At 62.9% G+C, this 12,994-nt stretch carries 9 protein-coding genes; 6 read left to right on the forward strand and 3 right to left on the reverse strand.

The annotated features are described in order from the left end of the window. Positions 1-152: 152 nt before the first annotated feature. The 4 genes from N6G83_RS05460 (at position 153) to N6G83_RS05475 (ending at position 4,883) form a co-directional block, all read left to right on the forward strand. Positions 153-626, forward strand: coding sequence for a (2Fe-2S)-binding protein (locus N6G83_RS05460; RefSeq protein ID WP_025302897.1), 474 nt, complete (start codon positions 153-155; stop codon positions 624-626). Next, positions 623-2,881: a xanthine dehydrogenase family protein molybdopterin-binding subunit gene (locus N6G83_RS05465; RefSeq protein WP_197822030.1), complete on the forward strand. Its 2,259-nt coding sequence runs from the start codon at positions 623-625 to the stop codon at positions 2,879-2,881. The genes N6G83_RS05460 and N6G83_RS05465 overlap by 4 nt, the downstream gene beginning before the upstream one ends. Before the next feature lie 28 nt (positions 2,882-2,909). Beyond that, positions 2,910-4,208 carry a c-type cytochrome gene (locus N6G83_RS05470; protein WP_043143515.1) on the forward strand — a complete coding sequence of 433 codons (1,299 nt, stop codon included), beginning with the start codon at positions 2,910-2,912 and terminating at the stop codon, positions 4,206-4,208. 69 nt (positions 4,209-4,277) lie between these two features. After that, positions 4,278-4,883: a nitroreductase family protein gene (locus N6G83_RS05475; RefSeq protein WP_025302894.1), complete on the forward strand. Its 606-nt coding sequence runs from the start codon at positions 4,278-4,280 to the stop codon at positions 4,881-4,883. 209 nt (positions 4,884-5,092) lie between these two features. Here the strand turns inward: N6G83_RS05475 and N6G83_RS05480 are convergent, their stop codons facing one another. Continuing rightward, positions 5,093-5,989, reverse strand: a complete 897-nt coding sequence (locus tag N6G83_RS05480; protein ID WP_025302893.1) for a DMT family transporter — start codon at positions 5,987-5,989, stop codon at positions 5,093-5,095. 129 nt (positions 5,990-6,118) lie between these two features. Here N6G83_RS05480 and N6G83_RS05485 point away from each other — a divergent pair, with 129 nt between their 5' ends. Together N6G83_RS05485 and N6G83_RS05490 are read left to right on the forward strand one after the other, a co-directional pair. After that, positions 6,119-6,688 carry a helix-turn-helix domain-containing protein gene (locus N6G83_RS05485; RefSeq protein ID WP_043143518.1) on the forward strand — a complete coding sequence of 190 codons (570 nt, stop codon included), beginning with the start codon at positions 6,119-6,121 and terminating at the stop codon, positions 6,686-6,688. A gap of 123 nt (positions 6,689-6,811) precedes the next feature. Next, positions 6,812-8,737 carry a DUF3857 domain-containing protein gene (locus N6G83_RS05490; protein WP_260514848.1) on the forward strand — a complete coding sequence of 642 codons (1,926 nt, stop codon included), beginning with the start codon at positions 6,812-6,814 and terminating at the stop codon, positions 8,735-8,737. 67 nt (positions 8,738-8,804) lie between these two features. On the opposite strand, the gene N6G83_RS05495 is transcribed toward N6G83_RS05490, so the two are convergent. Then, positions 8,805-11,099, reverse strand: a complete 2,295-nt coding sequence (locus N6G83_RS05495) for an FdhF/YdeP family oxidoreductase (protein WP_260514850.1) — start codon at positions 11,097-11,099, stop codon at positions 8,805-8,807. Between the two features lie 206 nt (positions 11,100-11,305). After that, positions 11,306-12,979, reverse strand: a complete 1,674-nt coding sequence (gene ggt / locus N6G83_RS05500) for a gamma-glutamyltransferase (RefSeq protein WP_043143523.1) — start codon at positions 12,977-12,979, stop codon at positions 11,306-11,308. Positions 12,980-12,994 lie beyond the last annotated feature (15 nt).

Consider the following 12,994-nt stretch of genomic DNA (forward strand, 5'->3'; position numbering starts at 1 on the left):
TTATAGGAAATACCCACTTTTCGTTAAAGCCATGGCGGCTACATTCCCTTAACATCATCATGTCTTTTGATGATAATTATTAGCACACTGATCAATTGTTCTTCGCAGTGATGTTACGGATTAAATCCGTTTGTTTAAGGGATAGTTTCACCATGGAAATCAATGTTAATGGCCGGGTGGTTCCACTCGGCAATCTCGCGCCCGACACGCCGCTGCTGTACGTTTTACGCAACGATCTGCAATTGAATGGCCCCAAATACGGCTGCGGCCTGGGGGAATGCGGCGCCTGCACGGTGCTGATCGACGGCGTCGCCGCGCGCTCTTGTTCAATGCCGCTGTCCGCCGTAGGAAGCAAATCCGTCACTACCCTGGAAGGCTTGGGCACACCGGACGCGCTGCATCCAGTGCAGCAGGGGTTTGTCGATGAGCAGGCGGCGCAGTGCGGTTACTGCACCAACGGCATGATCATGACGCTGGTCGCGTTGTTCGAACGCGAGCCGGAGGCGGACGAGCAAACGATCAAGAAAGCGCTGGCCTACAACCTGTGCCGCTGCGGCACTCACCTTGAGATCTTGCACGCCGCCGAGCGCGCCCGCGATCTGTTGGCAGCACGGAGGCAAGCATGAGCCGCCTCGAACTGACTCGCCGCCAGTTGTTGCAGGCCGGCGGGGTGGTGATGGTCAGCAGCCTGCTGCCCGCGCCGTTTAACGCCTTCGCCGCCGAGGCGGTTGTAGCGCCTGCCGATCTGCCGCTGGATCGGGTGGACAGCTTTATCAGCCTCACCGCCGACGGCCGGGTAACGGCCTTCAATGGTCACGTCGATCTGGGTACCGGCATTCGCACCGCGCTGGCGCAGATCGTCGCCGAAGAAATTTGCGTGCCGTTCGAGCACGTCACGATGATCCTTGGCGATACGCAGCGCACGCCGGATCAGGGGCCGACCATCGCCAGCGCCACCATTCAGGTCACGTCGGTGCCGCTGCGACAGGCGGCGGCGCAGGTGCGGCACATGCTGACGGCGTTGGCGGCCAAAGCCTTCGAACTGCCGGCCGACCAGCTGACGGCGGCGGCGGGGCAGGTATTTGTGACCAAAAAACCGGGGCGCTCACTGAGCTATGCACAGCTGGCGAGTGGGCAGAATCTGCACGTGATGCTGGATAAAAACGTTCAGTTGAACAGCGAACACCAGAATCGCTACGTCGGCCGCGCCGTTGCCCGGGTCGACATTCCGGCCAAAGTGAGCGGTGGGCTGACCTACGTGCACGACCTGCGCTTGCCCGGCATGCTGCATGGCCGGGTGGTGCGCCCGCCTTACGTAGGCGCCGACAGCAGCGCCCCGCTGGGCGGCGGCCTGCTGTCGGTGGATGAAAATTCGATCGCGCACCTGCCGGGCATCGTGAAACTGGTAGTGATCAACGATTTCATCGGCATCGTGGCCGAGCGCGAGGAGCAGGCGATCGCCGCCATGCGCCAGCTGAAAACCAAATGGCAACCCTGGGCCGGGTTGCCGGATCTGTCGCCGGAAGCGCTGCCCGCCGCGCTGGAAGCCAACCCGAAAACCGACCGCGTCCTGCGCGACGATGCGGGAACGGACGCCGCGCTGGCGGCGCTGCATACCGAAGTGCAGGCCGACTATGTCTGGCCCTACCATCAGCACGCCTCGATCGGCCCTTCCTGCGCGGTGGCGGAGGTTAAAGACGGGCGGGCGCAGGTGTGGTCCGGCACGCAAAACCCGCACGATCTGCGCAAAGACATCGCCACGCTGCTGGAATTGCCGCCTGAGCAGGTGCACATCACCCGCATGGAGGCCTCCGGCTGCTATGGCCGCAACTGCGCCGACGACGTCTCGGCGGACGCGGCGCTGTTGGCGCGGGCCACCGGCCGCCCGGTGCGGGTGCAGCTGATGCGCGAACAGGAATCTGGCTGGGAGCCGAAGGGCACCGGCCAGCTGATCCGGGTGCGCGGCGGCCTCGACGCGCAAAACCGGGTGGCGGCCTACGAATTGAAAACCAGCTATCCCTCCAACAATGCGGTGACCTTGCCGCTGGTGTTGACCGGCAAGGTGGCCAACCGGGCCGACGTGCAACAGATGGGCGATCGTACCGCCATTCCGCAATACGCGTATCCGCACATGCGGGTGATCTGTCAGGACGCCGCGCCGATCGTGCGGGCGTCGTGGATGCGCGGCGTTTCGGCGCTGCCCAACGTGTTCGCCCATGAATCCTGGATCGACGAACTGGCCTGGCACGCCGGCGAGGACCCGATCGCGTTTCGCCTGCGTTACCTGAGCGATCCGCGCGCGGTGGCCTTGATTGAGGCCCTGAAGCGGCAAGCCAACTGGCAAGACGGCCCGGCGTACCGGTCGCACGCCGCCGGCGCCGAAGTGGTGAGCGGCCGCGGCTTTGCCTATGCCCGCTACTTCCACAGCAAATTCCCCGGCTTTGGCGCCGCCTGGGCGGCCTGGGTGTGCGATCTCAGCGTCAACCGCCTTTCCGGGCAGATCACGCTCGATAAAATCTTCGTGGCGCATGACTGCGGGCGCATGATCAACCCGGCCGGGGTGCGCCATCAGGTGCACGGCAACATTATCCAATCCGCCAGCCGGGTACTGAAAGAGTTTGTGACCTTTAACGAGACGGGGGTGACGTCATTGGACTGGGGCGGCTATCCGATCCTGCGCTTCGACGAATTGCCGCAGATCGATATCCAGCTGATTGACCGCCCGGACGAAGCGCCGATGGGTGCCGGAGAGTCCGCCTCGGTACCGAGTGCGGCGGCGATCGGCAACGCGCTGTTTGACGCGCTCGGCGTGCGTCTGCGCGAGGTGCCGTTTACGCCGGCACGGGTGCTCGCCGCGCTGCGCGCCCAGGCCGGCCATTAATCCCCCGTAACGAACAAGGACAGTAAAGATGAGTAAGATGAAAAAAATCGTCGGGTGGGGCGGCGTCACGGTGATCGCCGTTGTGGTGGCCGGCGTGGTCGCCAGTTGGCAGCCGGAAATCGCGCCGCTCGCCGCCGATGCGACCCACCGTTTCAGCGAGGCGCAGATCGCGCGCGGCAAAACGCTGGCCGACCTCGGCGACTGCGCCGTGTGCCACACCCGTGCGGGTGGTGAGCGCAACACCGGCGGGCTGGCGATGGAGATCCCCTTCGGCACCATTTACACCACCAACATCACGCCGGACGTGGAAACCGGCATCGGCAGCTGGAGTTACGCGGCGTTCGAACGCGCCATGCGGCACGGCGTCGATCGCCAGGGCCGCTATCTCTATCCGGCGTTTCCCTATACCGCCTTTACCCGCACTCGCGACGAGGATCTGCAGGCGCTGTATGCCTATCTGATGTCGCAGCCGGCGGTCAAATACCGGCCACCGGCCACCGATTTGCACTTTCCGTTCAATATTCGCCAGGGCATCTTTGCCTGGAACCTGCTGTTCCTGACGCCGGGCGCGATGCCGGAACAGGCGGCCCAAAGCGCCGACTGGAACCGCGGCGCGTACCTGGTCGAAGGGCTGGGGCACTGCAGCGCCTGCCATTCGCCGCGCAACGTGCTGTTCGGCGAGAAAACCGGCGGCGAGCACCTGGCCGGCGGCGTGGCGGAGGGATGGACGGCGCCGGCGTTGACCGGCCGCTCACCCGCGCCGCTCGCCTGGACGCAGCAGGATCTGGTCGATTTCATGCGCACCGGCTACTCGGCCAACCACGGCGTCGCCGCCGGCCCGATGGCGCCGGTGATCGAAGAAGGGCTGTCGCGCTTGCCGCAGGCCGATCTGCAGGCGATCGCCGTCTATCTGCGCAGCTATCATCCTGAAACGGCGGCGGGCGCTACGGCGGCAACGTTAAACGCTCAGGCGGAACGGCAGGTGGAGCCTCTGAGTTCGGAAGGGGCACGGCTGTTTTCCGGCGCCTGCATGGCTTGCCATGCGCAGGAAAAAGGCGCGCAGATGGCGGGGGTGCGGCCGTCTCTGGCGCTGAACACCAACCTGTTCGCCGATGCGCCGGACAACGCCATTCGTGTGGTGCTGGACGGCATACAGCGGCCGGCGAACGCCGAGCTGGGCTATATGCCGGGTTTTCGCCATAACCTGAATGACGCGCAGATCGCCATTCTGCTCAACTACCTGCGGCAGCATTACGCCGGTCAGGCGCCGTGGCCGGACTTGGCGGCGCAGGTCAGCCGTTTGCGCGCCGAAACCGCGCAGAAATAGCCGCCTGGGGCTGGACAGCCGCGCCGCGGTGACGACAATAGACCTTTTCACATGGACAGAGGCAGTAAAATGAATACGTTAGACGCAATCCGCCAACGCCGCGCCACCAAGCAGTTCGATACGCAGTACGTGATGACGCTCGAAGAGAAAAAAGCGCTGTTGAACATTGCGCTGCAGGGCGCACCCAGCGCGTTTAACCTGCAGCACTGGCGCCCGCTGCTGATCGAAGATCGCGCGCAGCGCGAGAAAATTCGCGAAGCGGCGTGGGGGCAGGCGCAGGTGACCGACGCATCGATGCTGGTCGTGCTGTGCGGCGATCTGTCGAGCTGGGAGTCACAGGTTAAAAACGTCTGGGCCGAGGCGGCGGAGCCGGTACAGCAGTTCATGATCCCGGCCGTCGATCAGTATTATCGCGGTAAGCCGCAGGTGCAGCGCGACGAAGTGATGCGCAGCAGCGGCATCTTCGCCCAGACGCTGATGCTGGCGGCCAAGGCGCAGGGCTACGACTCTTGCCCGATGGACGGATTTGATTTCGACGCGGTGGGTGAGATTATCAATAAGCCGGCGCACTATCAGATCGCGCTGATGGTCGCCATCGGCAAGGCGGCGGGGCAGCCTTATCCGCGCATCGGCAAACTGCCGTTCGACGACGTGGTGAAAACCGACCGTTTCTGATCTGAGCGGTGAATGACAAAAGGGAAGGCTTGCGCCTTCCCTTATTTTTTGGTGACGCACAGTTCGTTCCAGTAGCTGAAACGGATGCGCCGTTGCAGGCGGTGATGCCACATAGAAAACTCCTTCTACCCTACACGGTTTAAATAAATAGCACCGCGCCGGACACAAGGCGAATGCCTTATTGTGCATAGCTTGCCCGTCGGGCGGGATTAACCGATTTTACCGGCCCGGTGCGCGGCGAGCGTCCATCGCCAGCCGAAGTTCATGCCCGCTGCCGCGCCGAGAATGGCCAGCGTGCCCAGCAGCTGCAGCAGGCTGAGACGGTGCCCGAACACTGCCCAGTCCACCACGATCGCCACTGCCGGGTAGATAAACGACAGGGCGCCGACCAGGGCCGTGGGGATCTTCTGAATGGCGCCATAGAGCAACGTGGACATCAAACCGGTATGCACCAGGCCGAGGGTTGCCAGCAGCAGCCAGTCGATGGGGGCCGCAGGCGGCGTGGCCAGGCCGGCGAACGGTGCCAGTGCCAACGTGCCAACGGTCAGTTGAATCAACACGATGAGCTGCGGCGGCAACGCGGCCAGCCGTTTGACGATCGCCGCCGCAATGGCGTACATCAGGGCCGCACCGAGCGCCAGTACCACGCCGAGCAGGTAGTCATCGCCGCTGCCGCCGCTTTGCCGGCCGGCGACGATCAACACCATCCCCGCGAACGCCAGCAGAAGCCAGCCCAGCCGGTTAGCCGTTAGTTTTTCGCCGAACAGCAGCGCCCCCAGCGCCACCAACATAAACGGCTGAACATGGTAGGTCACGGTGGCGACAGCGATCGAAGCATGCTGATAGGCGGCAAACAATAGCGTCCAGTTGAGCACCAGCGCGATACCCCCGAGGATGGCGACAGCCAGCTGCCGCCGGTTGATTGCGCCGGGTTTCAACTGCCCAAGCGCGGCGCAGGTCGCCAGCATGGCCAGCGCGCCGAACGCGCAGCGCCAAAACACCACCGTTGTGGGCGGCTGCCCTAAAACGAGTACCGGCCAACCGACGGTGCCTGAGATGGTCATGGCGAGGATCATTTGCACTGCGCCGCGCGTCTTTGTTTTCATGTTGTTGCCCTCGCTGCCTGACCGTACTTGTGGTGAAGCCGCTTAATCATTAAAATGAACAATTGGACATTATGATGAACACGCATGCGGCTGTTCGTCAAGTCGAACAAGCGGATGATATAGCGAACGATGAGCAATAACCTGATGCAGAACATTACGCCGATCGGCCTCTTGTCGGCGGCGATCCGCCGCGAGCGTGAGCGATTGAACCTGTCGGTGACCGAGCTGGCGAAGCGCGCGGGCATCGCCAAGTCCACGCTGTCGCAGCTCGAAGCCGGCAGCGGTAATCCCAGCCTGGAAACGCTGTGGGCGTTGGCGATGGCGCTGGACGTGCCGGTCAGCCGACTGATTTCGCAACCCAGCAGGCCGGTGCAAGTGATCCGCGCCCATGAGGGAACGCCGGCGCTGTCGGAGCAGGGCAACTACGCCGCCACGCTGCTGGCCACCTGCCCGCCGGGCGCGCAGCGCGACATTTACCGGCTGCGGGTGCAACCCGGAGAGGCGAAACTTTCCCGGCCACATCCCCCCGGCACCGTCGAGCATGTGATCATCAGCAGCGGGCGAGCGCGCCTCGGGCCGGCGGAGCAGCCGCTGGAGCTGAGCGCCGGCGATTACATCAGCTACTCCGCCGATCGCGAGCACGTTTTCGAAGCGCTGGAGCCGGAGACCACCGCCGTGATGTTGATAGAACAGGGTTAGCCCGGGCGTTGAAGGTCCGTTTATTGAAAATGATTCTCAATTATATTAGTGTGCCCGCCTGTTTTGACGCCGGGGCAGGCGCGTAGCCCGGCGTCGCCGTTTATTGCCCTTCAAGGACCGAAGATGAAAATCGCTATTCCTTCCCTGCTGTTATTCGCCGGTTTGACGGCAACGCACCCGGCCACCGTGTTGGCCGCTACACCGCCCGTCGCGGCGGATCAGGGCCAGAACGACACGGCCAACAACGATTTCAGCTTCGTGCGCTATCGCGCGGATTACCGCGTCAACGCCAACGCCACCAACGTGAAGACGGAAAGCTACGAAGTGCTGCTGAAGACCAAGGCGGCGGTCGAAAAATTCAGCCAGATCCGCCTGAGCTACAGCGAAAAAATGGAAACGCTGGAGGTGGTCGCCGCCTACACGCTGACTGCCGACGGCCAGCGGCACGACGTGGCGCCCGATCGCATCTATACCCAGGAGAGTTACTCCAGCGCCACGGCCCCGCTGTATGCCGACCGCAAAGTGCGCGTCATCGTGTTCTCCAACCTGGCGCCGGGCTCGCGGGTGGTGTATGAGCTGCGCCGCACGCAAAACACCCCGTATTTCCCCGACTATTTCGGCCTGTGGGAGACGTTCAGCGTTTTCGATCAGTTCGACGACGCCGAAGTGACCCTGCAGGCACCGGCCAAGCTGCCGATGCATATCTTCACGCGTGGCGTGGAAGGCGGGGACAAGCCGCAGATCCGCAACGGCCAAGCGCACTGGCGCTGGCATTATTCGCGCAGCGCGCCGATGAAGGCGCAAAACTGGGCGGCGGACAGCTGGACCTTCAGCCCGACCATCATGGCCAGTACCTACCGCGAGTGGCCGCAGTTGGCCAAGGCCTACCAGCTGAAGGCCGGCGCGGCGGCGAAGGTGACGCCGGGCATCCAGGCGCTGGCGGACAATATCACCGCCGGTATCAGCGATCGGCGCGAGCAGGCGGAGGCCCTCTATCGCTGGGTGGCGCAAAACATTCGCTACGTGGCGGTGTACCTGGGCAACGGTGGGCTGGAGCCGAATTCGGCGCAGAGCATTCTCGACAACCACTACGGCGACTGTAAGGACCACGTGGTGATCCTGGAGGCGCTGCTCGCTGCCAAGGGTATTGAAAGCTCACCGGTGCTGATCGGTATGGATGAAGGCCCGTTACTGCCTAAAGTGCCGCTGCTCAGCCGCTTTAATCACGCCATCACCTATGTGCCGGAGTTCAAACTGTACCTGGACTCCACCAATCCCTGGGCGCGGTTCGGGCAACTGCCGCAAGGCGATCTGGGGGCGCCGGTGCTGCTGACGCGCGACGCCAAGCTGGCGCGCACGCCGGGCAGCGATGAGCAGCCGGTCAAGAGCGCGCTGAGCGTCGATTTCGTGTTTGACAAAGCGGGCAATCTGCACGGACAAACCGAGCGTCGGCTGAGCGAAGTGGAAGAAATTGACCTGCGGGGCTATTTCTCGCAGATCAACCGGCAGAACCGGGCGCAGGCCGAAGCGTCGATCATGTCAGCCTCCGGTATCGACGGCAGCGGCGAAATGGCGATGAACAGCGATCCGCTGGATCTCAAAAAACAGTTCGGTTACCGCTTCCGCTTCAAGGCGGACGACTACGTCGATTTCGGCGTGGTGGGCGGCATGACGCTACCTAATCCGCCCGGTGGCAAATCGTTCCGCACGCTGTATACCACCACGGCGGCACCGGACAACGAAACGCCGTTCTACTGCAGCGCGCAGCGCTACGACGAAACCTACCGTCTGCAGCTGCCGGCCAACGTGCCGATCATCGCCATTCCGCAAGACAGACAGTTCCGCAATGCGGCGGGCGACTATCGCGTGGCGTGGCGGCGCGACGGGCAGCAGGTGACCGTCAATCACCGCCTGCAGGTGAACGCCATTCGCGGCAAGGAAGCGCTGTGCCAGGCGCAGGATTACCCGGCGTTCCGCGAGCTGTTCCAGCAGGTGCGGCGCGGTTTCCGCGGCCAGGTGGTGTACGGCGAATTGGCCAACGGCAAATAAGCCGCGGCCCCGTAGTCGGATAAAAATGGCCCCCACTCAGATACCAGTGGGGGCCGTAGCGTTCCCACTAAGCGATCTTAACCGCGCGCACCTCTTTGGATCTCAACTTCACGCGGATCGGCACCGATTTATACGAAGGCGTGCCGCTCTCCTCATCGATGTAATGCAGCGGCACCAGCACGTTGGCCTCCGGGTAGTAGGCGCCGACCGAACCGGCTGAGATGTTGTAGGCGATCACCGTGATGCCTTCCAGGCGCTGGGTGCTCCCGGGCAGCGCCGTTTCCAGATCGACCACGTCGCCATGTTCCAGCCCCAAACGTTGCAGATCGCTGTCATTCATGAACAGCACGTCGCGCCGGCCGAAGACCCCGCGGTAGCGATCGTCCAGAGCATAGATGGTGGTGTTGTACTGATCGTGGCTGCGCAGCGTGATCAGCCGCAGCGTGTCTTTGTCTGCCGTTGTCTCGTCCTCATGCAGCCCGCTGAATACGGAAAACATCGCCTTGCCCGTCGCCGTCGGCCACTGGCGCTCGGTAGGCGGCAGCGGCATGCGGAAACCGCCGGGTTGACGAATGCGCGCGTTGTAATCGTCGAAGCCGGGGATGGTTTTTTCGATCAAATCGCGGATCACGTCGTAATCTTCGATCAGTTCATCCCAGGGCACCTTGCTGCCGGGCATCACCGCTTTGGCCATGCCGGCCACAATGGCGGGTTCCGAACGCAGCAGTTCCGACGCCGGTTTTAATTTGCCGGATGACGCATGCACCATCGACATCGAATCCTCCACCGTCACCGATTGCCGCCCGCCGGCCTGCATGTCCAGTTCGGTGCGGCCCAGGCAGGGCAGAATGAGGGTTTCTTTTGCCACCAACAGATGGCTGCGGTTGAGTTTGGTGCCGATATGCACGCTTAACTCCAGGGCTTTCATCGCCGGGAAGCTCTGCTCGGGGTCCGGCAATGCTACGGCGAAGTTGCCGCCCAGGCAGATCAACGCCTTCGAGGCACCATCGATCATCGCCTGCATGCATTTCACGGCATCGTGACCATGGGCTTTGGGCGGCGTGAAGCCAAACACCGTTTCCAGCTTTGCCAAAAAATCGGCCGACGGTTTTTCGGTGATGCCGACGGTGCGGTTGCCCTGCACATTGGAGTGGCCGCGCAGCGGGCAGATGCCGGCGCCCGGTTTGCCGATGTTGCCGCGTAGCAGCAGCAGATCGGCGATCAGGCGCACATTGGCCGTCCCTTTATTGTGCTGCGTAATGCCCATGCCGTAGGTCACGATGGTGGCGTTGGATTTCGCGTAGGCGGTGGCGACCCGTTCCAGGTCCTGGCGCGCCAGGCCGCTCTCCGCTTCGATAGCCTCCCAATGGGTGGCCGCCAGATCGGCGGCGAAAGCGGCAAAGCCTTGCGTGTGCTCGGCAATAAAGGCGTGATCCACGGCGTTGCCTTGTGTTTCATCCAGCTGCAGCAGCGCTTTGGCGATGCCTTTGAGCGCCGCGGCGTCGCCGCCGGCCTTGACCTGATAGTAGGTGGACGCGATAGGGGTCGAACTGTAGGTCGCCATTTCGATGACGTTTTGCGGATCGGTGAAACGCTCGAGCGCCCGCTCGCGCAGCGGGTTAAACACGATAATCGGCACCTTTTTACGCGCCAGTTCATGCAGCGTGCCCATCATGCGCGGGTGATTGGTGCCCGGATTGTGCCCGATGGAGATAATCAGCTCCGCGCTGTCAAAGTCGTCCAGCGACACGGTGCCTTTACCGATGCCGATCGACTGGGGCAGGCCAACGCTGGTCGGCTCATGGCACATATTGGAACAGTCGGGGAAGTTATTGCTGCCGAACTCCCGCGCAAACAGCTGGAACAGGTAGGCCGCCTCATTGGACGCCCGGCCGGAGGTATAAAACTCCACCTGCTCCGGCGGCAGCGTTTGCAAAACGGCGGCGATGCGTTGAAACGCCTCATCCCAGGCCAGCGGGCGCAAGGTGTCCGTCCCGGCGTCATAGCACAGAGGGGTTGTCAGGCGGCCATAGTCTTCCAACTGGTAATCGGTTTTCTGCAGCAGCGACGTTACGGTGTTCTGCGCCAGAAATTCGGGCGTCACGCGCTTGCTGGTCGCTTCCCAGGTCACGGCTTTGGCGCCGTTTTCACAGAACTGGAAGGTAGATCGATGTTCTTTATCCGGCCATGCGCACCCCGGACAATCAAAACCGTCGGGTTGATTGGTGCGCATCAGCGTCACCGGCGCTTCTAAGGTGTCCATCTGCGTGCGCACGGCGATGGCCGTCGCTTTTAGTGCGCCCCAACCGCCGGCGGGCCCATCGTAGGGATGCACCCCGGGTACTGCTCGTCTTTTCGCCATTGTTGATTGCCTCCGACATCGCTTACGATAAATGCAGGTGATTGATTTACTGAAAATATTATTTTTATCGTCCAAGATGGAACGCAAGCGCCGTCGCCGTTAAACGCGAGCCTGTCGATTCAGTATAGATGAGTGAAAAAGGGAGCAACGTCAGTCTGTGCGGGGAGAGCGGCGGCCCGGCGTGGCTGAAGCGGGCCGCCGGCGCGTTACTTTTTCACCACCAGTCCGACGCCGCGGCCGCGCGGATCTGATGCGGTTTCCGGCGTGCGGCCATCGATGCGGATAGCCTGAATATCCCCCATGTTCCAGCCCTGGTCTTCGAGGGTGTAACCCATGGCCTTCAGCTCGTCTGCCGGTTTGCCGGTCAGCGGCGCAAAGCTGTCATAGTAGACGGTGTCCTTCGGCAACAGCTGATGGTGCACGCGCTGGGCGGCCACCGCCTGCGCCAGCGGCAGGTGGTAATCGTAGAGGTTGTTGATCACCTGGAAGATCGAGGTGAAGATGCGTGAACCGCCCGGGGTGCCGATCACCAGAGTGACGTCGCCGTCGCGGGTGATGATGGTCGGGCTCATCGAGGAGAGCATGCGCTTGCCCGGCTCGATGGCGTTGGCGTCGCTGCCCACCACGCCGAAGGCGTTGGCGACGCCGGGTTTGGCGCTGAAGTCGTCCATCTCGTCGTTAAGCAGGAAGCCGGCGCCTTTGACCACCACGCCGCTGCCGAAGTCCCAGTTGAGCGTATAGGTGTTGCTGACCGCGTTGCCGGCGGCATCGACGATCGAGAAGTGGGTGGTTTGGTGGGTTTCCAGCCCCGGCCGCACCTTTTCGGTCGGCGAGATCGCCGTCGGGTTGATCTCGGCGGCGCGTTTTTTCAGGTAGTCGGGGGCGATCAGCTGCGCTTCCGGCACCTGGGTGAAGTCCGGATCGCCGAGGTAGTCGGCGCGATCGGCGAACACGCGTTTTTCGATTTCCGCCAGCAGGTGGATGTAGCGCGCCGAGTTCAGCGGCACGCCCTTGAAGTCGGCGGCGCGATCTTCTTTGATCCCCAGCAGCTGCGCCAGCGCGATGCCGCCGGAGCTGGGCAGCGGGGCGGTATACACGGTGTTGCCGCGCCAGCTGATGCGCATCGGTTCACGCCATTTCACCCGATAGTCGGCCAAATCCGCCGCGCCGATCAGCCCGTTGTCGCGCTGCATTTGCGCCACCAGCAGGCGAGCGGTTTCGCCGTGATAAAAATCGTCGGCGCCCGATTTGGCGATGCGCTCAAGGGTGGCGGCCAGCTCCGGCTGCTTGAACACCGTGCCGGGCTTCATGGCGCCGAAATAGTCGCCGAAGTTGGTTTTACCGGCGAACAGCTTGTTGGCGTCTTCACGGTACTGATACTGCTGATCCGCCACGGTGAAACCTTGCCGGGCGTAACCGATCGCCGGCGTCAGCAGCTCGGCCCAGGGCAACTTGCCGAAGCGTTTATGCGCTTCCCACAATCCCAGCACGGTGCCCGGCACGCCGGCGGCGCGGCTGCCCACCAGGCTGAGATTCTCGATCACTTCGCCTTTCTCGTTCAGATACATAGTTTTGCCGGCGGCCTTGGGCGCCACTTCGCGGTAGTCGAGGAAATAGGGTTTGCCGTCGACGTACAGCGTCATAAAGCCGCCGCCGCCGATATTGCCGGCTTCAGGGTAGGTAACGGCCAGGGTAAAGGCGGTGGCGACCGCCGCATCGACCGCATTGCCGCCGGCCTGCAGAATGTGCGCGGCGACCTTGGCGCCATACTGATCCGGGGCGGCGACCGCGCCGGCGGTCAGTTCGGCGGCAAAGGCAGCGGGAACGGTGCAGGCAAGGGCCACGCTCAGAGCTATCGTTTTCAATAAACCGGCAGACATAGAAGATCCTTTTAG

It is taken from the genome of Serratia sp. PL7 (assembly GCF_945957435.1).

What these genes read in the sequence shown, in the direction of transcription:
- N6G83_RS05460 (WP_025302897.1), top strand. Translation starts at nt 153, where the DNA reads ATGGAAATCAATGTTAATGGCCGGGTGGTTCCACTCGGCAATCTCGCG.
- N6G83_RS05465 (WP_197822030.1), top strand. Translation starts at nt 623, where the DNA reads ATGAGCCGCCTCGAACTGACTCGCCGCCAGTTGTTGCAGGCCGGCGGG.
- N6G83_RS05470 (WP_043143515.1), top strand. Translation starts at nt 2,910, where the DNA reads ATGAGTAAGATGAAAAAAATCGTCGGGTGGGGCGGCGTCACGGTGATC.
- N6G83_RS05475 (WP_025302894.1), top strand. Translation starts at nt 4,278, where the DNA reads ATGAATACGTTAGACGCAATCCGCCAACGCCGCGCCACCAAGCAGTTC.
- N6G83_RS05480 (WP_025302893.1), bottom strand. Translation starts at nt 5,989, where the DNA reads ATGAAAACAAAGACGCGCGGCGCAGTGCAAATGATCCTCGCCATGACC.
- N6G83_RS05485 (WP_043143518.1), top strand. Translation starts at nt 6,119, where the DNA reads ATGAGCAATAACCTGATGCAGAACATTACGCCGATCGGCCTCTTGTCG.
- N6G83_RS05490 (WP_260514848.1), top strand. Translation starts at nt 6,812, where the DNA reads ATGAAAATCGCTATTCCTTCCCTGCTGTTATTCGCCGGTTTGACGGCA.
- N6G83_RS05495 (WP_260514850.1), bottom strand. Translation starts at nt 11,099, where the DNA reads ATGGCGAAAAGACGAGCAGTACCCGGGGTGCATCCCTACGATGGGCCC.
- ggt (WP_043143523.1), bottom strand. Translation starts at nt 12,979, where the DNA reads ATGTCTGCCGGTTTATTGAAAACGATAGCTCTGAGCGTGGCCCTTGCC.